General features: G+C 65.7%; 25 protein-coding genes. 7 read left to right on the top strand and 18 right to left on the bottom strand.

Translation table 11 applies throughout. The features are described 5' to 3' along the window. Positions 1 to 57: 57 nt before the first annotated feature. From Atep_RS02280 to Atep_RS02270, 3 genes are read right to left on the bottom strand one after another with little or no spacing between them, the layout of a single operon-like run. Entirely contained in the window at positions 58 to 1,068 is a 1,011-nt protein-coding gene (locus tag Atep_RS02280) for a S49 family peptidase (protein ID WP_213380056.1), read from the bottom strand. Between the two features lie 33 nt (positions 1,069 to 1,101). Then, complete coding sequence (locus tag Atep_RS02275) at positions 1,102 to 1,761, bottom strand: HAD-IIIA family hydrolase (RefSeq protein WP_213380054.1); 660 nt, start codon at positions 1,759 to 1,761, stop codon at positions 1,102 to 1,104. A 4-nt stretch (positions 1,762 to 1,765) separates the two neighbouring features. Then, positions 1,766 to 2,806 carry an RluA family pseudouridine synthase gene (locus Atep_RS02270; RefSeq protein ID WP_213380052.1) on the bottom strand — a complete coding sequence of 347 codons (1,041 nt, stop codon included), beginning with the start codon at positions 2,804 to 2,806 and terminating at the stop codon, positions 1,766 to 1,768. A gap of 592 nt (positions 2,807 to 3,398) precedes the next feature. On the opposite strand from Atep_RS02270, the gene rne reads away from it, so the two are divergent. Continuing rightward, entirely contained in the window at positions 3,399 to 6,467 is a 3,069-nt protein-coding gene (rne, locus tag Atep_RS02265; protein WP_213380050.1) for a ribonuclease E, read from the top strand. 149 nt (positions 6,468 to 6,616) lie between these two features. On the opposite strand, the gene Atep_RS02260 is transcribed toward rne, so the two are convergent. The 7 genes from Atep_RS02260 to aspS form a co-directional block, all read right to left on the bottom strand. Further along, positions 6,617 to 7,105 carry a low molecular weight protein-tyrosine-phosphatase gene (locus Atep_RS02260; protein WP_213380048.1) on the bottom strand — a complete coding sequence of 163 codons (489 nt, stop codon included), beginning with the start codon at positions 7,103 to 7,105 and terminating at the stop codon, positions 6,617 to 6,619. A gap of 262 nt (positions 7,106 to 7,367) precedes the next feature. Then, positions 7,368 to 7,844: a DUF29 domain-containing protein gene (locus tag Atep_RS02255; protein WP_213380046.1), complete on the bottom strand. Its 477-nt coding sequence runs from the start codon at positions 7,842 to 7,844 to the stop codon at positions 7,368 to 7,370. 42 nt (positions 7,845 to 7,886) lie between these two features. Next, the gene (locus Atep_RS02250) at positions 7,887 to 8,300 is read right to left on the bottom strand and encodes a type II toxin-antitoxin system VapC family toxin (protein WP_213380044.1); all 414 of its coding nucleotides are present in this window, start codon (positions 8,298 to 8,300) and stop codon (positions 7,887 to 7,889) included. A 3-nt stretch (positions 8,301 to 8,303) separates the two neighbouring features. Then, positions 8,304 to 8,564, bottom strand: a complete 261-nt coding sequence (locus Atep_RS02245) for a type II toxin-antitoxin system Phd/YefM family antitoxin (RefSeq protein ID WP_236786373.1) — start codon at positions 8,562 to 8,564, stop codon at positions 8,304 to 8,306. A 122-nt stretch (positions 8,565 to 8,686) separates the two neighbouring features. Next, a complete protein-coding gene (locus tag Atep_RS02240) occupies positions 8,687 to 10,477 on the bottom strand; it encodes an ABC transporter transmembrane domain-containing protein (RefSeq protein WP_213380042.1) in 1,791 nt (596 codons plus the stop codon). 78 nt (positions 10,478 to 10,555) lie between these two features. Beyond that, a complete protein-coding gene (nudB, locus tag Atep_RS02235) occupies positions 10,556 to 11,008 on the bottom strand; it encodes a dihydroneopterin triphosphate diphosphatase (protein WP_213380040.1) in 453 nt (150 codons plus the stop codon). Beyond that, positions 11,005 to 12,783 (bottom strand): aspartate--tRNA ligase, encoded by a 1,779-nt coding sequence (aspS, locus tag Atep_RS02230; RefSeq protein WP_213380038.1) that lies wholly within the window; start codon positions 12,781 to 12,783, stop codon positions 11,005 to 11,007. Before aspS ends, nudB begins: the two co-directional genes overlap by 4 nt. 147 nt (positions 12,784 to 12,930) lie before the next feature. On the opposite strand from aspS, the gene Atep_RS02225 reads away from it, so the two are divergent. Beyond that, a complete protein-coding gene (locus Atep_RS02225; RefSeq protein WP_236786370.1) occupies positions 12,931 to 13,794 on the top strand; it encodes a DUF72 domain-containing protein in 864 nt (287 codons plus the stop codon). 169 nt (positions 13,795 to 13,963) lie between these two features. Here Atep_RS02225 and Atep_RS02220 read toward each other — a convergent pair whose 3' ends face one another. The 3 genes from Atep_RS02220 to Atep_RS02210 form a co-directional block, all read right to left on the bottom strand. Further along, the gene (locus Atep_RS02220; RefSeq protein ID WP_213380037.1) at positions 13,964 to 14,314 is read right to left on the bottom strand and encodes a DUF5615 family PIN-like protein; all 351 of its coding nucleotides are present in this window, start codon (positions 14,312 to 14,314) and stop codon (positions 13,964 to 13,966) included. Beyond that, positions 14,311 to 14,538, bottom strand: coding sequence for a DUF433 domain-containing protein (locus Atep_RS02215; RefSeq protein ID WP_213380035.1), 228 nt, complete (start codon positions 14,536 to 14,538; stop codon positions 14,311 to 14,313). The genes Atep_RS02220 and Atep_RS02215 overlap by 4 nt, the downstream gene beginning before the upstream one ends. A gap of 92 nt (positions 14,539 to 14,630) precedes the next feature. Further along, entirely contained in the window at positions 14,631 to 14,945 is a 315-nt protein-coding gene (locus tag Atep_RS02210; RefSeq protein ID WP_213380033.1) for an FmdB family zinc ribbon protein, read from the bottom strand. 214 nt (positions 14,946 to 15,159) lie between these two features. Between Atep_RS02210 and Atep_RS02205 the strand changes: the two genes are divergently transcribed. Genes Atep_RS02205 through Atep_RS02190 form a run of 4 tightly spaced genes read left to right on the top strand, consistent with a single transcriptional unit; the run spans position 15,160 to position 19,142 of the window. After that, on the top strand, positions 15,160 to 16,023 hold the full coding sequence (locus Atep_RS02205; protein ID WP_213380031.1) for an SDR family oxidoreductase: 864 nt from the start codon (positions 15,160 to 15,162) through the stop codon (positions 16,021 to 16,023). A 17-nt stretch (positions 16,024 to 16,040) separates the two neighbouring features. Beyond that, positions 16,041 to 17,375, top strand: a complete 1,335-nt coding sequence (locus Atep_RS02200; RefSeq protein ID WP_213380029.1) for a ParA family protein — start codon at positions 16,041 to 16,043, stop codon at positions 17,373 to 17,375. Then, complete coding sequence (locus Atep_RS02195) at positions 17,372 to 18,343, top strand: SPOR domain-containing protein (protein WP_213380027.1); 972 nt, start codon at positions 17,372 to 17,374, stop codon at positions 18,341 to 18,343. Before Atep_RS02200 ends, Atep_RS02195 begins: the two co-directional genes overlap by 4 nt. Before the next feature lie 13 nt (positions 18,344 to 18,356). Further along, complete coding sequence (locus Atep_RS02190) at positions 18,357 to 19,142, top strand: MinD/ParA family protein (protein WP_213380025.1); 786 nt, start codon at positions 18,357 to 18,359, stop codon at positions 19,140 to 19,142. Positions 19,143 to 19,161: 19 nt separating this feature from the next. Here the strand turns inward: Atep_RS02190 and greA are convergent, their stop codons facing one another. The 4 genes from greA to trxC form a co-directional block, all read right to left on the bottom strand. Further along, a complete protein-coding gene (gene greA, locus Atep_RS02185; RefSeq protein WP_213380023.1) occupies positions 19,162 to 19,638 on the bottom strand; it encodes a transcription elongation factor GreA in 477 nt (158 codons plus the stop codon). Positions 19,639 to 19,754: 116 nt separating this feature from the next. Continuing rightward, entirely contained in the window at positions 19,755 to 22,964 is a 3,210-nt protein-coding gene (carB, locus tag Atep_RS02180) for a carbamoyl-phosphate synthase large subunit (RefSeq protein ID WP_213380021.1), read from the bottom strand. Positions 22,965 to 23,102: 138 nt separating this feature from the next. Next, positions 23,103 to 24,248, bottom strand: a complete 1,146-nt coding sequence (gene carA, locus Atep_RS02175) for a glutamine-hydrolyzing carbamoyl-phosphate synthase small subunit (protein ID WP_213380019.1) — start codon at positions 24,246 to 24,248, stop codon at positions 23,103 to 23,105. 217 nt (positions 24,249 to 24,465) lie between these two features. Then, on the bottom strand, positions 24,466 to 24,906 hold the full coding sequence (gene trxC, locus Atep_RS02170) for a thioredoxin TrxC (RefSeq protein ID WP_213380017.1): 441 nt from the start codon (positions 24,904 to 24,906) through the stop codon (positions 24,466 to 24,468). Positions 24,907 to 25,138: 232 nt separating this feature from the next. On the opposite strand from trxC, the gene trxA reads away from it, so the two are divergent. Next, positions 25,139 to 26,002 carry a thioredoxin gene (gene trxA / locus Atep_RS02165; RefSeq protein WP_213380015.1) on the top strand — a complete coding sequence of 288 codons (864 nt, stop codon included), beginning with the start codon at positions 25,139 to 25,141 and terminating at the stop codon, positions 26,000 to 26,002. 5 nt (positions 26,003 to 26,007) lie between these two features. Here trxA and Atep_RS02160 read toward each other — a convergent pair whose 3' ends face one another. After that, a complete protein-coding gene (locus Atep_RS02160; RefSeq protein WP_213380013.1) occupies positions 26,008 to 26,418 on the bottom strand; it encodes a GNAT family N-acetyltransferase in 411 nt (136 codons plus the stop codon). Positions 26,419 to 26,464: the final 46 nt, after the last annotated feature.

Here is a 26,464-nt window from a genome sequence, read left to right as displayed (position 1 = left end):
ATCGAGCCACGGCGCGGTTTGCCCACGGCCGTGACTCGACTCAGGAAGGCGGTCGCCTCAGTGCGGCAGGCTCAAACCGGTCGAGACGCCCAGCCCTTCCAGCATCCCGACACCGACCAGCGCGCCGAAACGCTTGGCGATGGATTCGAGCAGATCGCGCTTCTTGGTGTATTCGACGATCTTATCGGCCTTGATCAGTTCGCGCGCCACCTGGCTGGAACTGCCCAGACCATCGGCCAGCCCGAGTTCGACCGCTTCCTGACCGCTCCAGAACAGTCCGCTGAAGAGTTCGTCCCCGCCCTTGAGCCTGTCGCCGCGTCCCTGCTTCACGGCATCGATGAACTGAGCGTGCAGCCGGTCGAGCACACCCTGGATGAAGTCCCGCTGTGACGGATCCAGCGGCGAGAAGGGATCGAGGATGCCCTTGTTGGCCCCGGCCGTCAGCAGACGGCGCTCGATGCCCAGCTCCTCCATCGCCTTCTGGAAGCCGAAGCTGTCGATACGTACCCCGATGGAACCGACCAGACTGGCCTTGTCGACATAGATGGCATCGGCGCCGACGGCGATGTAATAGCCGCCCGAGGCGCAGAGATCGACGGCCACGGCATAGACCGGCATGTCCTTGCCATCGTGGTCCTTCTTGTATTTCTCCTTCAGACGCTTGATCTCGTCGTTGATATAGCCGGCCTGGACCGGGCTGCCGCCGGGGCTGTTGATACGCAGGATGATGCCCTTGACGTGCTTGGCCTCGAAGGCGGCGCGCAACGCGGTGATGACGCGATCGGCACTCGCATCCGAGTCGGGGGCGATGACGCCCTTGACCTCGATCAGTGCCGTATGGTCCTCGCCGACCTTGACCGCGTCGGACAGTCCCTGGCTGTTGGCCGCAATCAGCACGCCGATCAGATAGACCAGGATCAGCAGCTTGAAGGCCGTCGCCCAACGTCGGCGCTTGCGCTGGTCGTCCAGATACTCGGCGGCGAGCCGGTTGATCAGGGCGCGCTCCCAGTCCGGTTGGCCGGGCGCGGGCATCGGCTCACGGCGTTTCTTCCAAAATTTCCAGTTCATGACAGTTCTCGGACACAGAGGATACGGCTGAAATCAGTCGGCCTGTCCGGCGCTCAACCAGTCGCGGATCGCCCACAGCGAGTCGAGACAGGCGAGCGGCCCGCAGGCCAGCAGCCGACCCGGTTCATGGACGCCGTAACAGACCGCCAGCGAACGCACACCGGCATTGTTGGCCATCTGCAGGTCGTATTCGGTATCGCCGATCATGAGCGTCTCATCGGCGCGCGCGCCCAGCTCGTCCATGAGTTCCAGCAGCATCTGCGGATGCGGCTTGGAGAAGGTTTCATCAGCCGTGCGCGTGGCATGGAAGACGCCGTGCAGCCCGCTTTCGGTGAGCGACTTGTTCAGCCCCGCCCGACTCTTGCCGGTGGCCACCGCCAGCCGATACCCCTGCTCGGTCATCCAGTCGAGGGTTTCGCGCGCGCCCGGGAAAAGCACGGCCGGCACTTGGTCGCCGCCCAGGAAGTGACGACGGTATTGCAATACCACTTCGGCACGGAGTCCCGCATCCCCCGTGGGCAGCAGACGCTCCATGGCCTCATCCAGGCCCAGTCCGATGACGTCGCGGGCCACTTCGCGCACCGGCTCGGGCAGTCCCAGGTCGCGGAAGGCCGCCTGGATGCAGGTGACGATCAGCGCCTCGGAATCCATCAGGGTTCCATCCCAGTCGAAAACGATCAGTTCGAAATTCACGCTATCAGTTCTCCAGGGCAGCGAGCACCTGTTGCAGTTCGTCCGGCAGGGGGCACTCCAGACGCAGTGGACGGGCCATGTATTCGAGCTTGAAACTCAGCGCCGCCGCATGCAGAAACAGCCGTTTCAGACCATAGCCCTTGAGCCGCTGGTTGGCTGCCTCGTCGCCATACTTGGGATCGCCCGCCAGCGGCGTCCCCAGATGGGCGGCATGGACCCGGATCTGATGGGTGCGGCCGGTGAGTAGCTCCGCCTCGACCAGGGTCAGCGCCTGACCGTCGATCGCGAAGCGCTTCAGACGCCGAAACCGGGTGCGTGCCTCCTTGCCCTCGTGCGCTTCGACCCGCACCACGCGCTCGCCGCTGCTCAGGACGTTCTTCTTGAGCGGCGCATCGACCAGGAGTTCGGCACGCGGCAGCTCGCCCAGGATCAGCGCCAGATAGCGCTTGTCCATGCGGCCTTCGCGGATCAGGGCATGCAGCTCGCGCAAGGCACTACGGCGCTTGCAGAGGACCAGACAGCCGGAGGTGTCGCGATCGAGCCGATGCACCAGCTCCAGCTCGCGCCCCGGACGCAACCGGCGCAGCGACTCGATCAAGCCATAGCTCAGACCGCTGCCGCCATGCACCGCCAGCCCCGAGGGCTTGTCGATGACCAGCAACCGCTCGTCTTCGTAAAGTATCGCCTGCTCCAGCCGCGCCAGTTGCGACTCGGGCGCGCGTCCCGGCGGTGCCGACTCGCCGAGCCGGATCGGCGGGATGCGTACCACATCCCCGGCGCGCAGCCGGTACTCGGCCTTGATCCGCCCCTTGTTGACGCGCACCTCGCCGCGCCGCAGCAGCCGGTAGAGATGACTGCGCGGCACGCCCTTGAGGACGCGCAGCAGGAAGTTGTCGATGCGCTGACCATCGGTCTGTTCATCGATCCGGAGATATTGTGGCGCTTTCGACCCATCCCCACCTTGAAGAGACGCGAGCGGTCGATCGGCCTCGCGTGCTGGGCGGTCGGTGGTCCTGGAGTTCGTGACTGAAGCTGAGGATTTCAATTTGGATCTGAATCCGAGTGTTTGGCTCAATTGCTGCTAATAGGGTATCACTGATACCATTGACGCCTTGCGCCGGCCGAGTGAAATGCGGAATTTTTCCGGAGCGGCAAGTGCATCCAGGGGTTCGCACCCAACGCCCATCCAACAGGCGCCAGTCCGACCCACGGACCCAAGACCGGCATCCGACACCTGACCAGGCCGCCTCGCGGGGCCGCGCCGTGCGTCCAGCCCGCTCGCGACGTCGAGCGAGGCCGAATTCTACACCCAGCGCTTTCCTGAGGTGCGTGTCGAGGCCGCCGGCGCCGCCGGTGCCGTATCAACCGCTCCGAAGCGGGCGGTTTATCGATCGATAGACCGCCCGAACAGACGCGGGAGCCCATAGAGGCCCCGTATAACGATGGTTCATATGCGCGTGCCCGTTCCAGTCCGACCCACTGTCGTCGACTGAACGGACTGTGCCGACGCCGTGCTCGCATCACTCGAGCGTCGAACGGCGATGCGCCGATCCGCCTGCACGGGTCTCCGATTGAGACCCCTGGGGCGAGGCGCCCAACCACGGGTCACGCGCCGTGGTGCGTAGGACAGGAACAACATGAAACGAATGCTCATCAACGCGACTCAGCCGGAAGAGTTGCGCGTGGCCACTGTCGATGGACAGTTGCTGTATAACCTCGATATCGAATCACCGGGACGCGAACAGAAAAAAGCGAATATTTACAAAGGCGTCATCACCCGCGTCGAGCCGAGCCTGGAGGCCGCCTTCGTCGACTATGGCGCCGAGCGTCACGGCTTCCTGCCGCTCAAGGAGATCGCGCGCGCCTATTTCGAGCCGGACAGCGTCAAGCCCGGCTCGCGCGTCAGCATCAAGGAGTCGGTCAGGGAAGGCCGCGAGGTCGTGGTCCAGATCGACAAAGAGGAGCGCGGCAACAAGGGCGCGGCGCTGACCACCTTCATCTCGCTGGCCGGGCGCTATCTGGTGCTGATGCCCAACAACCCGCGCGCCGGCGGGGTGTCGCGGCGCATCGAGGGCCAGGACCGCACCGAACTGCGCGACGCCATGAGCCGGCTCCGGATCCCCGAGGACATGGGGCTGATCGTGCGCACCGCCGGCGTCGGCAAGAACGTCGAGGAACTGCAATGGGATCTGGACTATCTGCTCCAGCTCTGGCAGGCGATCGTCCACTCCGGTGAGAGCCGCAAGGCGCCGTTCCTGATCTATCAGGAGAGCGACGTCATCATCCGCTCGATCCGCGACTATCTGCGCGGCGACATCGGCGAGATCGTCATCGACGACCGCACGGTCTACGAGCGCGCCGAGAACTTCATCCGTCAGGTGATGCCGCAGAATCTGAAGAAACTGCGGCTCTATCAGGACGAGGTGCCGCTGTTCACGCGCTATCAGATCGAGACCCAGATCGAGTCGGCCTTCCAGCGCGAGGTGCGTCTGCCCTCGGGCGGCTCGATCGTCATCGATCACACCGAGGCCCTGACCTCGATCGACATCAACTCGGCGCGCGCCACCAAGGGCGCGGATATCGAGGAGACGGCGCTCAACACCAATCTGGAGGCCGCCGACGAGATCGCGCGCCAGTTGCGTCTGCGCGACCTCGGCGGACTGTTCGTCATCGACTTCATCGACATGGGGCCGCCGAAGAATCAGCGCGCGGTCGAGGACCGGCTGCGCGAGGCGCTCAAGCAGGATCGGGCGCGGGTGCAGGTGGCGCGCATCTCGCGCTTCGGGCTGCTGGAGATGTCGCGCCAGCGTCTGCGTCCCTCGCTCGGCGAGTCGAGCCAGCAGATCTGCCCGCGCTGCAAGGGCCAGGGCACCATTCGCAGTGTCGAATCGCTCGCGCTCTCGATCCTGCGCATCCTCGAAGAGGAGGCGATGAAGGAGAGCACCCAGCGTCTCCAGGCCCAGTTGCCGGTGAGCGTGGCGACCTTCCTGCTCAACGAGAAGCGCCGCGCCATTCTCGACATCGAGCAGCGTCAGGAGGTCGAGATCCTGCTCATCCCCAATGAGCACATCCAGACGCCCGAGTACAGGATCGAACGCATCCGTGCCCAGGACGTCGCCGGCAAGGCGCCGGAGGAGGTGCCGAGCTATACGATGAAGACCGTCCCCGACCCGAGTGCGGCGGTGCCGCATTACGCCAAGCTCGGTCAGCCGGTGCGGATCGAGGAACCGGCGGTCAAGCTCATCGCGCCGAGCACGCCCGCGCCCCGTCAGACCGAGCGTCCGCGCCCGACGCCGCCGACCACGGTCAGCCGCAAGGAGGGCGAGCGCGCCGAGTCCGAGAGTCTGCTCAAGCGCATCTGGACCGGACTCTTCGTTTCGCGCTCGAACGAGACGGGCAACACGCCGTCACAAGCCGCCGACAAACGTACCGAGGCCGGTGGGCGTTCCGGTTCGCCGGACGGATCCGAGCCGGCGGCTACGTCCAGGTCGCAGGAGCGTTCTGCGAGCGGTACCGGCGCCTCGGGTTCCGGCGATGAAGCGGGACATTCGCGTCAGGCGCGCGACGAGCGGCGGCGCGGTCAGTCACAGCCGACGAGCGATCGGCACCGGCCGCAAGAGGGCGCGGGCGACGAGACCGGCGGTGACGAGAGCGGGCGCGAGGATCGGCGCCGCAACAGTACGCGCGGGCGCGGACGACGCGGCTCGAATCCGAACGGCACTGGAACGCGAGCCGATGAATCGCGAGATTCACGCGGCTCCAATGCCAATCCTCAAGCGCGTCAGGAGCGGACGGACGAGACGAACTCAGCGGCGCGTGAGTCGGCCGACACGGCCGGTGATCAGGCCGCGACAACCAAGCGACGTGAAGCACGCACCGACGAGCGCCCGACACGGTCCGCGCCGCCCGAGTCGAACGGTGCGCGTGAGCGCCGGCCTGCCGACACGACCGAGAGCGAGGCTGAGGACATTCAGTCCGACGGCGAGACCGATCGCGAGACGAACGCCTCCGGCACCGAGCGCCCACGTTCGTCGCGTCGACGTCGCGGTGGGCGCAACCGGCGCCGTCCCGCGACTCAGCGCCTGGACGAGAACGGGCAGGAGAGCGATAGCCACTCCGATGGCTCCGCCGAGCGTGCATCCAACCGCGAGGAGACGGAGCCGCGTGCCGAGCGTCAGGACGATGCGCGCGAGAGATCCGTCCGTCGACCCGACTCCGAGCGGGCGAGCAATACTGAGTCCAGGTCAATGGAAGCGGCATCGCCGGTGGTGACGGCTTCAGTTTCAACGGCGACTGCGATGACTGAGGCTGCACCGATGGCGTCGCTTGGAGCCTCGCCTGAGCCGGCGCCGGTCCCAAAGCCTTCGGAGCCGTCATCGCCGCCGCCGGTCGTCGTCGCGTCCGAGCCGGTTTCGGCTCCAGTCGCGACATCGGCCCCGACGTCGGCTCCGGCGCCAGCCGCCGAATCAGCTCCGGTCGCACCCGCACCGGTCCAGACGCCGGCTGAACGTCCGTTGCTTTCGCCGCCGGCGCCCGTGACCGCGATCGCGCCCTCGACACCGGCCGAACCCGCGCCCGTGACGCCGGCTGAGTCCAAACACGCGCCTGTGACAGCATCGGCTCCCGTACCCGAAGCGACCGTATCGGCACCCGGCGAACCGCCGCCGCGCACCGCCGATCCGGTCTCCGAGGTAGGTCGCACCTGAGTGCCGCACCGAATCGGAGCGGACGGGCCAGGACGCCTGAGGCCGTTCCAAGCCTCCCCAAGCCGAAGCCGCCATCCGATCGTTTCAGCCGACCCGGAACACAGATCCGGTCGGTCAAACGGTTGGATGGCGTTCGATACCGCCCAGATTCAGAAATAGCGGCTCTTGATGTCCAGCAGCAGACCGCGCGCGGCGAACTCGACCATGTCGAACACCTGCTCGAAGCCGCGCTGACCGCCATAGTAGGGGTCAGGCACCTCACGAATGCCCAGCTCGGGCGCGAACTCCATGAACAGTCTCAGTCTGTCTTCCAGGCCCTTGGGACAGATCTGCGACAGATTTTCGTAATTGTCCCGATCCATCGCCAGCACATAGTGGAAGCGGATGAAGTCGTCCGGCTCGGCCAGGCGTGCGCGCAGATCGCCGATGTCGATGCCGCGCATCCGCGCCGTATCGCGGGCGCGTCGATCCGGCGGCTCGCCGATGTGATAGGCATGGGTGCCGGCCGAATCGATCTCGATGCGGTGCGACAGGCCCTCGTCGATGACCAGCCGACGGAACACGCCATGCGCGGTTGGGGATCTACATATATTTCCCATACATACGAACAGGATTCGGACCGGGTTTTCAGTGCTCATGACAAATCTGCTCTTCAAAAATAGGTGCACCAGTCGCGGTATTATCACCCGCCGCTCAGGCAGCGTGAACGTCGGCGAGCGGTCTCATGAGGCGGTTCACTTCAGGAAATAGCACACAATGCAGCACACAGAGTCGCCGGCCAAACACCTGTGCACACGGCTGTAGTGGTCTCCCAACCAGACCCACCGAGCCGACGGAACCGATTCAGGCCGACGAACGAGCGCGGCGGGTCTGGCACAAGGTCAACGCTTGGAGGACTGATCACGACTCCCGTGGATCAGGGTAATAGTCGTCATCCAGGATCTGCGCTTCATCATAGGGACAGGTCGTGGGAAAGGTCTCGCGCGGCAAGCGACTCTCTTTGCTCGCCAGATCGATCGCGTCGGCATAGGCTTCCTCGATCGTTGCGGCGAGCACGGCCTTCAAGCCCGGCGTCTTGCGCAGACGCTTGGCGAGGCGATCGCGCTGCTCGACGATGGTCGCGCGCCAGCTGTCGCCCTTGAACTCACGCCAGCGCTCGCTCAGGTGCCGATACTGATACTCCCACTTCAAGAGATGGGCGAGCAGGATCGTCAAGCGATTCTCCAGTTCGCGCTGCTCGCTCTTGCCCATGTCGTCGAGTTCCTCCAGCAAATGGGCGATATCGAGCGAGGCGAAGTCACCGGCTCGCAGCAACTCGGCGTTGCGGCGCGCCCATTCGGAATAATCGGTCTGATAGAGTCGGCTGAGATGGCTCATCAATAGATTCCCCGATCAGATACGAAACGGCCCATCAGCATCTCAATAAGATGCCCCATCGAATGGATTAAATAATTTAACATCAAACGAGCGAAAGTCGGAAATATTGCGTGTAACAACAACGAGATTATTGACTTTCGCCGTCGCCGCAATCATGGCGTCTTCATACAAGGCATCAGAAGTCTTGTGCATCAATTTAGCCCAAGCCCTAAAAATACCGGCATCCATGGAAATGACATTGTAAGTACCGGCAACCAGATCCAACCATTGATCGAGCCGACAAGCCTTGTCCAAGTCTTGCTCTCGTGTCATTTCGATTCCTGCTTGTATTTCTCCGATCGTCACCGAAGAAATGAATAGTTCCCTGTCTTCGACGCCATTCAGCCAGGCAACTACAGCACCATGCGGTTTCTGGCGCCGCAACTCCGAAACGACATTCGTATCCAGCAAATACACAGGTCACTCCAGATCTTCAATACGACGACGCTGTGCATTACCGCGAACAGGAATCACCAGATCCGTCCGACCAACATCGGACAGCAGCAATTGTTTCAACGATGGTCGTGCGGCGCTTTGCAGCCGTCTCCACACCTCGACAGGGACAAGAACAGCGGCCTCAGCCCCGCGCTTTGTCACCATTTGCGGCCCCTCCGACATGCACGCATCCAAAAACTCACTAAAACGCGCTTTTGCGTCTTGTACAGGCCAAGTTTGCATCATGTACCTCAGGATCAACTAGTCATAAAACTAGTCTAATGACCCCCTTTGCGCTTTGCAAGTCCAAAGAACAAGCCTGATTCTTTGCCGGGATTTTCGTGGACCCGAAACATCAGGACAGCCATTCAACTGGCGCACGGCTCCTGGAACTGGAGCGCCGCCAATCGCGCATAGAGTTCGCCCTGGGCCATGAGTTCATCGTGCCGCCCCGAGGCGACGATCCGCCCCTGATCGATCACCAGAATCCGGTCGGCATTGCGCACCGTGGCCAGCCGATGGGCGATGACGATGCTGGTGCGTCCCTGCATCAGGGTTTCGAGCGCCTCCTGCACCAGACGCTCACTCTCGGCATCGAGCGCGCTGGTGGCCTCGTCGAGCAGCAGCAGCGCCGGATCGCGCAAGAGCGTGCGGGCGATGGCGATGCGCTGACGCTCGCCGCCCGAGAGCCGCACACCGCGCTCGCCCAGATGGGTGTCGAAGCCCTGCGGCAGCCGCTCGATGAATTCGAGCGCATGAGCGGCTTCAGCCGCACGGCGCACGTCCTCATCGCTCGCGCTCTCCAGACCATAGCGGATGTTCTCCCAGGCGCTGGCGCCGAAGATCACCGGCTCCTGCGGCACCAGCGCGATGCGACTGCGCAGATCGCGCGGATCGAGCCGGCGGATATCGACCCCATCGAACAGCAGACTCCCCGCCGCCGGATCATAGAAACGAAGCAGCAACTGAAACAGCGTCGACTTGCCCGCCCCCGATGGGCCGACCAGCGCCAGCCGCTCGCCCGGCTCGACCGTCAGATCCAGCCCGTCGAGCGCCGGCGTATCCGGTCGCGAGGGATAGACGAAGCGCACCCCGCGCAACTCGATCCGACCGCGCGACGGCTCGGGCAGCGGCTCGGGCGCGGCGGGCGGCAGGATCGCCGGCCGGATCTCCAGCAGCTCCATCAGCCGCTCGCTGGCCCCGGCACCGCGCAACAGTTGCCCGGTCAGATCGCTCAGCGACCCCACGGCCCCGGCGACCACGATGGCATAGAACAGAAACGCCGAGAGTTCACCGCCGCTCAGGGTGCCCTCCAGCACCCGATGCCCGCCGACCCAGAGCACCGCGCCGATGGCCCCGAAGGTCAGCAGGGTCGCGATCCCCGACAGCGCCGCGCTCGACAGCGAGCGGCTCATGGCCACGTCGAACGCCGCCTCGACCTGATCGCCGTAGCGGCGACTGTCGATCGGCTCGTGACAGAACGCCTGCACGGTGCGGATGCCGTGGATGACCTCGTCGACATAGGCGCCCACGTCGGCGACCCGGTCCTGACTGGCGCGCGAGAGCCGCCGCACGCGCCGCCCGAAGATCCAGACCGGAACGATGACGACCGGCAGTCCGGCCAGTACCAGCCCGGTGAGTCCGGGGCTGGTGATCGCCAGCATCAGCACGCCGCCGACGATCAGCAGTGTGGTGCGGATCGACATCGCCAGGGTCGAGCCGACCACCACTTGCAGGATCGCGGTATCGCTGGTCAACCGCGAAATGACCTCGCCGGTGCGCGTGGTCTCGAAGAAGGCGACATCCAGCGCCAGCACCCGATCGAACACCGCCTGACGGATGTCGGCCACCACCCGCTCGCCGAGCCAGTTGAGCAGATAGCTGCGCACCATCATCGCCGCCGCCGTGAGCACGACCACGAACAGAAACAGCATCAGCGACCGATCGAGCGCCTCGACCGAGCCGGTGCCGAGTCCCGAATCGACCACCACTCGGATCACCTGACCGAAGGCCAGCACCGAACCGGCCGCGATCAGCAGCGCGACCAGCGCCAGCGCCAGCCGACGGCGATAGGGCCAGGCAAACTGGAGCAGCCGCTTGAGCGCGGCCAGATTGCGGGTGGCGGGTCGGTCGACGAGGTTGGCTTTGATGTCGCGCATGGATGGGTCGAGAGGTTCGCGGGTTGTTGGATCAGACTCCGGGCGGTCGACGGGAGATGGGGGCGACCGCCCGGAGCCTCAAAGCCACGCCCGACGCGCCTCGACCGTTTCGATGGTCTCGCGGTTGGTCCGGGAGCCGGTCAGCTCGGCGGCCTCGCGCGCCGGGAGCCAGCGGTATTCCAGATGCTCGCGCGGATTGAGCCGCACCAGCCGCCGTGAGTCGAGCACCAGGGCAAAGCGATATTCACGGTTGAAGCAGACATTGGGCGCATAGCGATGACGCCAGGCCGGGATGATCGGAAACAGCACCGACTGATGCAGATCGATCAGCGCCCCGCCGGCGCGCAGTCCGGTCTCTTCCCAGAGCTCGCGCGCGGCCGCGTGCCGGGGCGTCTCGCCGGGCGCGAGACTGCCCGTGACCGACTGCCAGAACCCGGCCGGGCGTGTGCGGCGCATCAGCAGGAACTCGCCGCCACGGGTGCAGACGACGACCAGGGCCGACTGCGCCCGCTTGCGTTCGGTGCGGCTCAAGCGCGTGTCCGCAGCCGCAGCGACAGTTCCTTGAGCTGGGCCTCGTCGACGGTCGAGGGGGCGTCGGTGAGCAGACAGGCCGCCGTCTGGGTCTTGGGGAAGGCCATGACGTCGCGGATCGAGTGCGCACCTGTCATCAGCATCACCAGCCGATCGAGACCGAAGGCGATACCGCCGTGCGGCGGGCAGCCGAAGCGCAGCGCCTTGAGCAGGAAGCCGAAACGATCCTCGGCCTGCTCGTCGCTGATGTTCAGGAGCTTGAACACCTGACGCTGCACCGCATCGCGATGGATACGGATCGAGCCGCCGCCCAGCTCGGTGCCGTTGAGCACCATGTCATAGGCGCGCGAGAGACAGGCGCCCGGATCGCTCTCCAGCAGCCCGAGGTGCTCGTCCTTGGGCGCGGTGAAGGGATGATGCAGCGCCACCCAGCGCCCGTTGGCCGGGTCGTGCTCGAACATCGGGAAGTCGACCACCCACAGCGGACGCCACTCGCCTTCCAGCAAGCCCCGATCCTGGCCGAGCTTGACGCGCAGGGCGCCGATCGACTCGTTGACCACACGCGCCTTGTCGGCGCCGAAGAAGATCAGGTCGCCGTCCACGGCCCCGGTGCGGGCCATGATGCCTTCGACCGTCGCATCGGGCAGGAACTTGAGGATCGGCGATTGCAGCCCCTCGCGCCCCTTGGTCGCCCACTCGTTGACCTTGATATAGGCCAGACCCTTGGCGCCATAGATGCCGACGAACTGGGTGTAGCCGTCGATTTCCTTGCGCGAGAGTTCGCCGCCCTTGGGCAGACGCAGCGCGACCACGCGCCCCTCGGGATCCTTGGCCGGACCGGCGAAGACCTGGAAATCGACCTCGTCCATCAGATCGGCGACATCGATCAGCTCCAGCGGCACGCGCAGATCGGGCCGGTCGGAACCGAAGCGGCGCATGGCCTCGGCATAGGTCAGACGCGGGAAGGGATCGGGCAGCTCGACGCCGATCACCTCGCTGAACAGGCTACGGACCATGCCTTCCATCAGCGCCATCAGCTCGTCCTCGCTCATGAACGAGACTTCGATGTCGAGCTGGGTGAACTCAGGCTGACGGTCGGCGCGCAGATCCTCGTCGCGGAAGCAGCGTGCGATCTGATAGTAGCGGTCCAGCCCCGACATCATCAGCAGCTGCTTGAAGAGCTGGGGCGACTGCGGCAGGGCGAAGAACTCGCCGGGATGGGTGCGGCTGGGCACCAGATAGTCGCGCGCGCCCTCGGGCGTGGACTTGGTCAGGATGGGCGTCTCGATGTCGAGGAAGCCGCGCTCGTCGAGGAAGCGGCGCATCGCCTGGGTGACGCGACTGCGGGTGCGCAAACGCGACTGCATCTCAGGACGGCGCAGATCCAGATAGCGATAGCGCAGACGCAGTTCCTCGGAGGCGTCCGCCGCGTGGCTGTCGAGATGGATCGGCGGGGTCTCGGCGGCGTTCAGGATCTCCAGGTCGAGTCCCAGGATCTCGATCTCGCCGGTCGGCAGATCCGGGTTGACCGTCCCCTCGGGACGCGGACGCACCCGGCCGGTGATCTTGAGCACATATTCGCTGCGCACCTGTTCGGCGCGTGCGAACACCTCGGCACGATCCGGGTCGAACACCACCTGAACCAGACCCTCGCGGTCGCGCAGGTCGATGAAGATGACCCCGCCATGGTCGCGCCGGCGCTGCACCCAGCCACAGAGGATGACCTCCTGCCCTGTATGCCGGCTGTTCAAATCCCCACAATACTGCGTGCGCATCACTCTATCGCCCCGTCTTGTTCAAGGTGGACGGACCCGGCGCAAACAGGGCCGGAACCATCATGAAAAAGCGTGAAAGATTACTGGTCGCAACGGTTTAGCGCAAGGGCGGACCGGAATCGATCACCTGTATGGGATCATGAACGCATGAAGTCATCGAACCAACCGGATCTGTTCGCGGGCACGCCGGACGCGGTGCCCGAGCCTGTGTCCGTCGAGCCGGCGCGTGACGCCCGGACCCAGGCGCGTGCGCTCGCAGACGCCCTGCCCGACCGGCTGAGGCTCGGTACCTCGTCCTGGTCGTTTCCGGGCCGGCTCGGGCTGATCTATGCGCCGACGGCCAATCCGCGCGCCCTGTCGCGGCATGGATTGAGAGCCTATGCCCAGCATCCGCTGCTGCGCACCGTCGGGGTCGACAGCGCCTACCATGCCCCGGTGCCGACCGAACGTCTGCGCGCCTATGCCGAGCAGGTTCCGGAAGATTTCCGCTTTCCGGTCAAGATGCCGGCGGCGATCACCGATGCCGTCGTGCGGGCCGACGGCGGGCGTCCGGTCGAAGCGAATCCCGGTTTTCTCGACCCTGGGCGGGCGACCGCGCAGTCGGTCCGGCCCTTCGTCGAGGGGCTGGGGATGCGTGGCGGTGTGCTGCTGCTCCAGTTTCCGCCGCTCGGCGAGACGATCACCGCCGACCCGCGCCGCTTCGCCGAGGATCTGTACCGCTTCCTACGTCGCCTGCCGAACGGTCCCTGTTATGCCGTCGAGGTGCGCGATCGCGAGCTGTTGACGCGCGATCCGGTCGAGGCCCTGCGTCACGGCGGCGCTCAGGCCGCGCTCAGTCTGCATCCGCGCCTGCCCGCGCTCGACCGACAGCAGGCGCTGTTCGCCGATCTCCCGCCCGGCCCATTGGTGCTGCGCTGGATGCTGCGCGCCAATCGCGGCTACACCGAGGCCCGCAACCTTATCAACCCTTCGACCGACTGCACGAACAGGACCCGACCGCGCGCGACCTGATCGCCCGGCTCGTCTCAGAGGCGCTGAGCGCCGGGCGCGAGGTCTATGTCATCGCCAACAACAAGGCCGAGGGCTGCGCGCCGCTGAGCCTGAGCGGGCTGGCCGGAACCCTGAGCGAACGGCGTGACTGAGTACGTTCGGCAATTGGTTTCAAGCAGCCCAAAGCCGCTCACATGCCGGCGTTGACCGACAGAATCTCCAGACAGCTCAAATCGTGCCGCTCGATCAATGCCTCGATCGTGGCATGGTGATTGATGAGAGTCTCCAGGACCATCTGATTGCTGACATTCCCGAGTCGGAGCCAGATGACCTTTGGCGGACTGCCTCGGACCAGCGTCATTTCCTCGAAATCCGCGTCCTTGGTCACGATCGTGTAGCCATGCACCGAAGCGTAATCCCAGATCGCTGAGTCAGATGCACGATCCGGTCCCAGCAAGGCCACCTGACTGGAGCCTGGGTAGTGAGCTTGCAAGCTCGGCACGATGCGCCGAGAGATATTCTGATCCAGCAGGAGCTTCATGCGACGCACAGATTCGCCACACGATGCTCGCGGTCAGCGGCAAAGGCCAGACAGGCCAAAATATCTTTGCGCTCCAGCTCCGGGTACTCTTCCAGCACCTGCTCGATCGTCAGCCCGCTGGCCAAAAAATCCAGCACGTCGTAGACCGTGATCCGCATGTGGCGAATACAGGGTTTACCGCCCCGTTTGCCCGGCTCGATGGTAATTCGCTGTCTATCGATCATGCTCGCCCCCGTACACAGATACTTACTGCACGCCCACTCTCCAAACGGCGCTTTGGCCGTCTCTGACTCAAAGCGCGTGGCGCCAAGGCTACTCAGGCGGCGCTCTTGGCGGCCGTATCGCTCTTGGCCGCACCACCGCTGGAGCCGGAACCCGCGCCATCCGACTTGGCCGCCGACTCCTTCTTCTCGCCGCCGCCATCGTGCAGATTCTTCTTTTTGTCACCGGATTTCTTGAAGTCGGTCTCGTACCAGCCGCCGCCCTTGAGGCGGAAACCGGCCGCCGAGATCAGCTTCTTGAGCGCCGGCCGGCCGCACTCCGGGCAGTCGGTCAGCGGCGCGTCGCTGATCTTCTGCATCTTCTCCAGCTCATGACCACAGTGTTCACAGCGATATTCGTAGATCGGCATAGCGTTTCCTCACAATTCGAAATGGATGATGACATGACGTTTGCGACGGCGCCCCAGATGCGGATCGCGCCGGCGAAATCAAATCCGGTTGCGTGACGGGGCCGGATTGGCGTTAATGCCGACCCCAGGAGCCGCCGGCCGCACTCGACGCTCGGTCGCGCGCCGCACGGACGCCCGCCCGGTCCCTCGTCACTCAGGTTCAGACCTTTTTCAGATGCACGCGAACGCAACCACCAGCCCCAGTTCCATCCTCATCACCGGCTGCTCCAGCGGCATCGGCCGCCACTGCGCGCATGAACTGGCGCGGCGCGGCTGGCAGGTGATCGCTTCGGCGCGCCGTCCCGAGGACGTCGCCCGACTCGAAGCGGAGGGACTGAGCGCGGTGCGACTGGATCTGGACGACCCGGCGAGCATCGGCGCGGCACTGGAACGCACGCTGGAGCTGACCGGCGGACGACTCGATGCACTGTTCAACAACGGCGCCTATGGTCAGCCGGGCGCGGTCGAGGATCTGAGCCGCGACGTCCTGCGCGCCCAGCTCGAAACCAATCTGCTCGGCTGGCACGACCTGACCTGCCGCATCATCCCGCTCATGCGTCGTCAGGGGCAGGGGCGCATCGTGCAGAACAGTTCCATCCTCGGCTTCATCCCCCTGCCCTATCGCGGCGCCTATGTCGCCAGCAAGTACGCGCTCGAGGGTCTGACCGATACCCTGCGGCTGGAACTGCGCGGCTCGGGGATCTCGGTCTCGCTGATCGAGCCGGGGCCGATCCTCAGCCGCTTCCGCGACAATGCCCATCGCGCCTTTCTGACCAACATCGACCGCGAGTCGAGCGTCCATCGCGACGCCTACCGCCGGGCCGAGGCGCGTCTGACCAAGGAGGGTCCGGCCCAGCCCTTCACCCTGGGGCCGGAGGCGGTCTGCGCCAAGCTCATCCATGCCCTGGAGAGCCCACGCCCGCGGGCGCGGTATTATGTCACCTTCCCCACCCATCTGCTCGGCACGCTCAAGCGTCTGCTGCCGACCGGCGGGCTGGACTGGTTGCTCGCGCGGGTGTCGCGCGGTGGAGAAGGCTGAACCAGGAACACCGGACCATGACACGTACCCAGAGATCCGAATCCACAGGCCCCACACCCGAGATCGTCGCCGTCTTCGGCCAGCGCGCGGGCGTGGGGGCCACCACGACCGCCGTCAATCTCGCCATGGGACTGGCCGCCGCCGGACGCTCGGTGCTGCTGCTGGATCTCGACCCCGAGGGCGGCGCCGGCCGGGCCATGGGGGTGGCGGAACGGGAACGCGGCGGCACCGGGCGCCTGCTGCGCGAACGGGCCGTCAGGCGCGACATGATCGCCGCCACCCAGATCCCACAGTTCTATCTGGCCCCGGCCGGCCCGGAACTGGCCGCGCTCGACGCGAATCCCGATGAGGACGAAGATTCGCTGACGCGCCTCTATCAGGCTCTGGCGACCCTGCCGGCGCTGTCGCTCGATTTCGATCATGTCATCCTCGACTGCCCGCCGTCGCTCGACGTCCTGACCGGCAATGCCCTGATCGCGGCGCATCGCATTCTGCTGCCGCTCGCGGCCGATGTTCCGACACTCGATACGCTGCCCGCACTGCTCAAGCAGGTCAACGAGTTGCGCGCGGGCTGCCGACAACCGCTGTACGGGTGCTATCTGCTGATCGGCAGACGTACCGCGACGGTGAATTCCAGGGATCTGATCGCTCAGGTGCGGCTCGAATATGGACGCATGGCGCTCGCCGCCGAGATCCCGTTCGATTCGCGCCTCGCCAAGGCCGAGACACCGACCCAGCCGCTGCTGATGTCCGCCCTGACCCGTGAGATCAGCCGGGCGTATCTGAACCTGACCGCCGAATGGCTGATGCTGGGTGAACGGGGCGACCGCCCGGACGGCGGCTGGCGCCCCAGTGCGCGCGCGGAGCGTCTGGAACGCCATCGCGCACGTCTGACCCGGAACATCGAACACTGGCGGCTCGACCCGCTCTCAAAACTCTACGACCCTGAGCAGGCCATGCGTCATCAGGATACCGAGGCGCTCGGCGTCCTATTCGAGGCGGCCGCGCCACGGCGCCGTTTCTCGCTCGACCGGCGTCCGGGCCGTGCGACCTGGCTGACGCTGGCGCTGATCCTGCTGGCCGGGGCGCTGTCGGTCCGGCTCCAGCCCTGGCGGCTCGACGAACAGCGCCGTCTGGATCTGGCCGCGCGTCTCCTCGGCCCCGAACGGCAGTGGGAGGCCGGCAGCCGACTCCTGGCGCGCGCCGACGAGCGCGCCTATCGTGAACTGCTCCTGGCGGCGCGCCTGCTGGAGACCAATCGCGCGCGCCTGATCGCCTGCGCCGGGCGCGCCACGCCAAGCGGACCGGTCGAGTGCCCGGTCGTATTGCCATCGATGGGGGTCGACCCATGACACGCGACAACACCCTGAGCCGAGGCGTCATTGGCAGTCTGGCACTGACCCTGACGTTCGGCGTCTCCCTGACAGCGGTCCGGGCCGATGTGATTCAGCCGCTCCCACGCCCGACAGCCGCATCCGCCGGCGATGAGGCGCGCTGGCTGGAGCGTCTGCCGCCGGCGACTCGGCCGCTGCCCCGACCCATCGACGTGGCGCAGTCGGACACCAGCTCGCTCCAGGAGGCGCTGAAGCTGCTGGAGTCGCGCGTCGAGTCGGGCGCCTTCGAATCCGCACCGCGCACCGCCAAGGACGATAAGACGCCGGCACGGGAACCGATTGAACCGGTCGAACCGAACGAGAAGACCGAGATCCCGGTCTCGGCGCCTCAGCCTCCCGCCTTGCCCGCCCCTCCGGTCGCGCCGGCTCCACCAGCCATGCCCGTTGCGCCGGAGCCGATCGAGACACCTGTGGCCAATCCACTGCTGATCCCTGAAGCAGCCGAGAAGGCTTCGCCTCCGGTGCCGGAGACGCCACCCGCGACGTCCACGGAGCCAAGTCGCGATGAATCCAGTGAAGACGCGGGACGAGCGCCCCAGGAGACCGCGCCGAAAACGACAGCCGAACCCGTCGACGAACGGGTCGCCGACACGCCGGAACCCATCGAACCGACAACACACACCGGACGCTGGCAGGTACAGCTCCTGGCCGGCCGCTCGCTGTCCAGGGTCGAGCGCGACCGTGACGACCTCCGGCGTTTCCATGGCGACAGGGTCTCAGGTCTGACCCTGACGATCAGCCAAGCGAATCCCAATGGGCTCTATCGCCTGCGTGCGCTCGACTGGGCGAGCCAGGCGGAGGCCGGTGCCTGGTGCCGACATCTGCGCACGGCGACCGGACTGAAATGCATGGTCGTGCGTGGCGACGAATCGCCGGCTCCAGGTGCAGCGCCCATCGACACCCCCCCATCCTCAGCGACGAGATAGTCAAGCAGGCTCCATGCGTACCCTCTGTGTCACATCCGGCAAGGGCGGGGTCGGCAAGACCACGCTCTCGATTAATCTGGGCATCGCGCTCGCGCGCTCGGGCCGCAAGGTGCTGCTGCTCGACGGCGATCTGGGGCTGGCCAATCTCAACGTGATGCTGGGGATCATCCCCAAGCACACCATCCATGACGTCATCCGTGGCCACAAAACTTTGGCCCAGATCGTGATCCCGACGCCCTATGGTCCGGATCTCATCGCCGGGGCCAACGGCATCGCCGAGCTGGCCGATCTGGGGGAACGCGAGCGCGTGCAGGTCATGCAGGATCTGGAGGCGCTCAACGGCTACGACTTTCTCATCATCGATACAGGTGCCGGCATCGGCGACAACGTCGTGCGCTTCGTGCTGGCGGCCGATGACGTGCTGGTCGTCACCACGCCGCATCCGACCTCGCTGACCGATGCCTACGGCATCATCAAGACCATCCTGGCGCAGGAGGCCAAGCCGCTCAAGCTGCTGGTCAACTGCGCGCCCTCGCCCGCCGATGCCAAGCGGGTCGCCGCCCGACTGGCGGGCGTGACCGATCGCTTCATGAACGGCACGCTCGAGTTCGTCGGCCATGTCCCGGTCGACAGTCTGATCGAGCGCAGCATCCTGGCGCAGAAACCGCACCTGATCCTCAACCCCGGCTCGACGAGCGCCCGCTGCATCGAGCAGGCCGCGACCCGGCTGGTCAACGGCCATACGCCCAATCTCGCCGGCAGTCTGGGACGTTTCCTGAAGCGCCTGATCGGGCACTGAGGCCGGATCGGGCGCGGATTCAGACGTACTGCACTTCCAGGATCTCGAACTCGCGCAGCCCGCCCGGCGCCTGGAGCGAGGCCACGTCGCCCTCGGCCTTGCCGATCAGACAGCGCGCCAGCGGCGAACCGACCGAGATCAGACCCTGCTTCAGATCCGCCTCGTCCTCGCCGACGATCTGATAGCAGTGCTCCTCGTCGGTCTCCAGTTCGAGCACCTTGACCGTGGCCCCGAAGATGACCTTGCCGTTGTGCGCCATCTGGGTCACGTCGATGATCTGGGCGTGCGCGAGCTTGCCCTCGATGTCCTTGATGCGGCCCTCGACGAAACCCTGCTGCTCGCGCGCGGCATGGTATTCGGCGTTCTCTTTCAGATCGCCGTGCGCACGCGCCTCGGCGATGGCCTCGATGATCCGTGGACGCTCGATACGCTTGAGCTGTTCCAGCTCTTGACGCAATTTCTCGGCACCCCTGGCGGTCAGAGGGACTTTGTTCATCATGGATTTCCTCTTCATGTGAAAGCGCCGCCGGGAAGAGACTCCCCAGGCGGCGCCGACCCCTTGCGGGTCTTCGAGCTTCACACCGCGCGTCAATGGCGCGGCGCGATGCAGGTTCAGTAAAGATCTTGTAACCGATTGACGCTCAGGATGTCCAGTTGCTTGAGCGCCATGCAGGTGGCCTCAGCCCCGGCGATGGTGGTGGTATAGGGCACCTTGTGCTGGAGCGCGGCGCGGCGGATAGCCGCCGAGTCGGCGATCGCCTTGGCCCCTTCGGTGGTGTTGACGATGAAGCTGGCCTCGTTGTTCTTGATCATGTCGACGATGTGCGGGCGACCCTCGGCGACCTTGTTCACGCCGGTACAGGGCAGTCCGGCGGCACGCACCGCCTCGGCCGTGCCATGAGTCGCATAGAGGGTGAAGCCGAATTCGAGCAGATCACGCGCGACCTGGACCAGACGTGCCTTGTCGGCCTCGCGCACGCTGAGCATGGCCTTGCCGCCCTTGCGCGGCAGCAGGCTCCCCGCACCCTCCTGCGCCTTGGCATAGGCTTCGCCGAAGGTCTCGCCCACGCCCATCACTTCACCGGTGGACTTCATCTCAGGCCCGAGCAGGGTGTCGACACCGGGGAACTTGACGAAGGGGAATACGGCCTCCTTGACGAAATAGTGCTTGGGACGGACTTCGCGCCGATGGCCCTGCTCCTCCAGCGAGCGCCCGGCCATGCAGCGCGCGGCGATCTTGGCCAGCGCCAGGCCGATCGCCTTGGAGACGAAGGGCACGGTGCGCGAGGCGCGCGGGTTGACTTCGAGGATGAAGATCTCGTCGCCCTTGATCGCGAACTGGGCGTTCATCAGACCGACCACGTTGAGCGCGCGCGCCATCTTGACCATCTGTTCGCGCATCCGGTCCTGGATCGCCGGCGAGAGCGTATAGGGCGGCAGCGAACAGGCCGAGTCGCCCGAATGCACGCCGGCCTGCTCGATGTGTTCCATGATGCCGCCGATCAGCACCTCTTGACCATCGCAGATGGCGTCGACGTCGACCTCGATCGCGTCGTCGAGGAAGCGGTCGAGCAGCACCGGCGATTCGTTGGAGACGCGCACCGCCTCGCGCATGTAGCGCTTGAGATCGGTCTCGTCGTAGACGATCTCCATCGCCCGTCCGCCGAGCACATAGGACGGGCGCACCACCAGCGGATAGCCGATGGCGGCGGCGCGCTCGACGGCCTCGTCCTCACTGCGCGCGGTGGCGTTGGGCGGCTGACGCAGACCCAGTTCATGGATGAGCTGCTGGAAGCGCTCGCGGTCCTCGGCCAGATCGATGCTGTCGGGCGTGGTGCCGATGATGGGCACGCCGGCGGCTTCGAGCGCACGCGCCAGCTTCAACGGGGTCTGACCGCCGTACTGGACGATGACGCCCTTGGGCTTTTCCTTGGCGACGATCTCCAGCACGTCTTCGAGCGTCAGCGGCTCGAAATAGAGCCGATCGGAGGTGTCGTAGTCGGTCGAAACCGTCTCGGGGTTGCAGTTGACCATGATGGTCTCGTAGCCGTCCTCGCGCATGGCGAAGGCGGCATGGACACAGCAGTAGTCGAACTCGATGCCCTGGCCGATGCGATTGGGTCCGCCGCCCAGGACCATGATCTTCTCGCGGTTAGTCGGCTCGGCCTCGCACTCTTCCTCGTAGGTCGAATACATGTAAGCCGTGCAGGAGGCGAACTCGGCCGCGCAGGTGTCGACACGCTTGTAGACCGGATGCAGACCCAGCTCGTGACGCAGGGCGCGGATCTCGGATTCCTGAGCGCCGACCAGCCGCGCGATGCGCCGGTCGGCGAAGCCCTGACGCTTGAGCGCGCGCAGACGCTCCAGGGTCAGCGCGGCGCGGCCGGCGGTGCGCGTTTCGGATTCGGCGCGGATCAGATCCTCGATCTGGGCCAGGAACCAGGGGTCGATGCGGCTCAGTTCATGGATCTCGTCGAGACTCAGGCCGGCGCGGAAGGCGTCGGCGACATAGAAGATGCGCTCGGCGCCCGCCTGACGGACCTCGTGCCGGATGGTCTCCATCGCGTCCGGGTCGTTGAGATCGACGATCTCGTCGAGTCCGTAGCGGTCGATCTCCAGACCGCGCAGGGCTTTCTGCAGCGACTCCTGGAAGGTGCGCCCGATGGCCATGACCTCGCCGACCGACTTCATCTGAGTGGTCAGACGCGCGTCGGCCAGCGGGAACTTCTCGAAGGCGAAGCGCGGGATCTTGGTGACGACATAGTCGATGGTCGGCTCGAACGAGGCCGGCGTCGCCCCGCCGGTGATGTCGTTCTTGAGCTCGTCGAGCGTATAGCCGACGGCGAGCTTGGCCGCGACCTTGGCGATCGGGAAGCCGGTGGCCTTGGAGGCGAGCGCCGAGGAGCGCGACACACGCGGGTTCATCTCGATGACGATCATGCGCCCGTTCTCGGGGTTGATCGCGAACTGGACGTTCGAGCCGCCGGTGTCGACGCCGATCTCGCGCAGCACGGCCAACGAGGCGTTGCGCATGATCTGATATTCCTTGTCGGTCAGCGTCTGCGCCGGAGCGACCGTGATCGAATCGCCGGTATGCACGCCCATGGGATCGAGGTTCTCGATCGAGCAGATGATGATGCAGTTGTCCGCATGGTCGCGGACGACTTCCATCTCGTATTCCTTCCAGCCGAGGACGGACTCCTCGATCAGCAACTCCTTGGTCGGCGACAGATCCAGACCGCGCCGGCAGATCTCCTCGAACTCTTCCTGGTTGTAGGCGATGCCGCCGCCGCTGCCGCCCATGGTGAAGGACGGACGGATGATGGTCGGAAAACCGATCGGCGCCTGGACCTGGATCGCCTCTTCCAGACTATGGGCGATGGCCGAACGCGGCATGTCGAGTCCGATCCGGCGCATCGCCTGCCGGAACAGATCGCGATCCTCGGCCTTGTCGATGGCCTCGCGTGAGGCGCCGATCAGCTCGACGCCGAACTTCTCCAGCACCCCTTCGCGCACCAGATCGAGCGCGCAGTTGAGCGCCGTCTGGCCGCCCATGGTCGGCAGCAGCGCATCCGGGCGCTCCTGCTCGATGATGGCTGCGACCGCGCGCCAGGTGACGGGCTCGATGTAGGTCGCGTCGGCCATCTCGGGGTCGGTCATGATGGTGGCCGGGTTGGAGTTGACCAGGATGACCCGATAGCCCTCCTCGCGCAGCGCCTTGCAGGCCTGCGCGCCGGAGTAGTCGAATTCGCACGCTTGACCGATGACGATGGGGCCGGAGCCGATGATCAGGATGCTATGGATGTCGGTACGCTTGGGCATGGGGTCTCACGCGGGGTTCGGAAAGGTGGGCGATGTCGGGCACAGGGGCGGTCGAGCGTTCGGGAGCGGGTCGACTCAGGGCTGTCGATCGATGGTCGGTCATGGGACGCCCTGAGCATGAGGGTACGCCTGCGTACTCTACGACTTGCGCTCCCGCATCAGATCGATGAAATGGTCGAAGACGGGCGCGACGTCGTGCGGTCCAGGACTGGCCTCGGGATGCCCCTGGAAGCTGAAGGCCGGACGCCGACGATGATGGATGCCCTGGAGCGAGCCGTCGAACAGCGAGCGATGGGTCGCCTCCAGCGTCTCGGGCAGGCTCGACTCGTCGACCGCGAAGCCGTGGTTCTGGCTGCTGATCATGACCGCGCCGGTCTTGAGATCCTGCACCGGATGGTTGGCGCCGTGATGGCCGAACTTCATCTTGAGCGTCCGGGCGCCGCAGGCCAGTCCGAGCAGCTGATGACCGAGACAGATGCCGAAGATCGGGACATCGGTCTCCAGCAGCTCGCGGATCGCGGCGATGGCATAGTCGCACGGCTCCGGGTCGCCCGGACCATTGGACAGAAAGACGCCATCGGGTTCGAGCGCCAGCACGGTCGTCGCCGGCATGTGCGCCGGGACCACGGTGACATGACAGCCGCGATCGACCAGCATCCGCAGGATGTTGCGCTTGATGCCGTAGTCGTAAGCGACGACGTGATAGGGCAGATTGCCGTCGACCGGCTTGAGCGGCTCGGGCAGTCCGCCGTCGAGCGTCCAGGAGCCCTGGGTCCAGGGGTAGGCCTCACGGGTCGAGGCGTGCTGGGCCAGATCCATGCCCTTGAGTCCGGGGAAGGCGCGCGCCTCGGCGAGCGCGGCGGCCTCGTCGATGGCGTCTCCGGCCTGGATGCAGCCGTTCTGGGCGCCCTTCTCGCGCAGGAGGCGGGTCAGGCGGCGGGTGTCGATGTCGGCGATCCCGACCACGTCGTGACGGGTCAGATAGGCATCGAGCGACTCGGTCATCCGGAAGTTGCTCGCCCGTGCCGGCAGATCGCGCACGATGAGTCCGGCGGCCTGGATGGCGCCCGACTCCTCGTCCTCGGGGTTGGCGCCGACGTTGCCGATGTGCGGATAGGTCAGGGTGACGAGCTGGCGCAGATAGGAGGGATCGGTCAGGATCTCCTGGTAGCCGGACATGGACGTGTTGAAGACGACCTCGCCGACGCTGGAACCGTCGGCGCCGATCGACGTTCCGCGAAAGACCGAGCCGTCTTCCAGAACCAAAATCGCGGGTTTTCTCAAGGGTGTCTCCGAAATCGGGGGGCGAGGACGCGCGATCGTCCCGGATCGACGACGCCGGCACGTTTCAAGGTCGCTTTGGCCGCGACGCGCTAAATCTTCGGCATTCTAGAGAACCGGCGCGGGACTGTCCACGCGCGCGGCGGCATCGCGACTTCGCCGCCATTCCAAACTTGACCCCGTCACTGTCGCGAGCGTCGCCGCGGCCCGTGGCGCGTCGCTATCGACCGAGAGACCGCCGCGCCCAAGCCACGATGTTGGCCGCGTCCATGGCTCCGGCCTGACGGGCGACCTCAGCACCGCCACGGAAGAGAATGAGCGTCGGAATGCTGCGAATCCCCAGGCGCCCGGCCAAGCCCTGCTCCTCCTCGGTATCGACCTTGATCAGCCGTGCGGTCGGCTCCAGAAGCCCCGCTGCCGCCTCGAAGGCCGGTGCCATCATCCGACAGGGGCCGCACCAGGGCGCCCAGAAATCGACCAGGAGCGGCAGATCGCTGCGCGTGAGATGCCGTTCGAAACGCATCGCGCCGAGCGCCAGCGGATGGCCGGAAAAGAGCGGCGCCCGGCACTTGCCGCACTTGGGATCGGCGCCAAGACGCTCGGCAGGCAGCCGATTGACGGCGTCACACTGTGGGCAAACGACATGAATGGATTGGGACATAGCTCGCTACTCCGGGCGATGCCGGACATCGCCCCGACAAATGGATTCACCAAAGGCTCGGAATCATCCCAGAGGCCGCGCCTCACCGGCAAGCCGCACACTTGAATCGAACCGGGTCGATGGCTATGTTGAGCGCTCATAGGCGCGTTTCATGCCAGTCATCGCGAACCAAGACGAGCCTGAGCGCGCCCCCCTGAGATCCGCTACCGAAGCCCAAGTTCCAAGAATCCCTATGAGCCATTCACCGCACGTCGTCACCGTCACCGCCGCCAACTTTCACGCCGTCGTCATCGAAGGGTCTTACGAACGCCCCGTGCTGGTCGATTTCTGGGCCGACTGGTGCGCGCCCTGCCGGATGCTGATGCCGATGCTGGCCAAGCTGGCCGAGCAGTACGGCGGACGCTTTCTCTTGGCCAAGGTCGACACCGAGGCCGAGCCGGCGCTCGCCACCCAGTTCGGCATCCGCAGTCTGCCCACGGTGCAGCTCTTCCGCAATGGCCAAGCCGTGGATCAGTTCATGGGCGCCCTGCCCGAGCCGCAGGTACGCGAATTCCTCGACCGTCATCTGCCGCGCGCGTCCGATGGGCTGCTCCAGCAGGCACGGGTCGCCATGGCGGGCGGTGATCTGGCCGGTGCGCGCGCCCTCATCGACCGGGCGCGCGCCGAGGATCCGGACAACAAGCGTCTGCCGCTGGTAGAGGTTCAGCTACTGGCTAGCTCCGGTGAGATCACCCAGGCGCTGGAGGCGATCGACGGGCTGCCGCTCGAATTCGTCAACGATCCGGAGGTCGCCGCGCTGCGCGGTCAACTGAGCTTCGCCGGTGCCATCGAGGGCGCACCGGGCGAGACCGAACTGAGCGCGCGCCTCGACGCCGATCCGCGCGACAGCGAGGCGCGCTACCAGCTCGCGGCTCATCGCGTCCTGCGCGGCGACTATGAGAGCGCGCTTGAACATCTGCTCGAACTCATGAAGCGTGATCGCGCCTATGGCGAGGACGCGGGCCGCAAGGGGATGCTGGCCGTGTTCGACCTGCTCGGCGGCGGCAATGATCTGGTCGCGCGCTATCGGGCCAAGATGATGAATGCCCTATATTGATCCCATCAGATCAGGGGCCGACGCAGGAGGATCTCCGTGCAGCCGTCCTGGACGAGATCCGGAATCTCGCCGATGGGCACGAATCCGTGCCGCTCGTAGAAACGGCGCGCGCGCTGGTTCGAGGCCGAGACCGTGGCCCATAGGTTGGCCCCCACCCGCGCGCCCTCGGCCATCAGCCACTCCATGATCCCCGACCCAACACCCTCTCCTTGCGCCTCCTCGAATACAGCCAGCAGTTCGAGATAGCTGCCGCGCAGCCAGTGTGCGCGCACGGCGATCACGCCGATGAGTGCGTCCGCCCGACACAGCGCGTATCGGCGCAGACAGGGGTCTTGGCGTCTCAGATAGCGTTCGAGTCCTTCGGACGTGAAGCCGAGGTCGCGCCAGGGGGCCATGCCGACCAGGCGCGTCGCCATGATCCGCGCCTCGCCATCCAGCAGGGATCGAGCCTCGACGTCCGCG

This window comes from Allochromatium tepidum (assembly GCF_018409545.1).
Lineage (GTDB): Bacteria > Pseudomonadota > Gammaproteobacteria > Chromatiales > Chromatiaceae > Thermochromatium > Thermochromatium tepidum_A.
The sequence above is the reverse complement of the archived record's forward strand: the minus strand, read 5'-3'. Positions and strand labels throughout refer to the sequence as shown.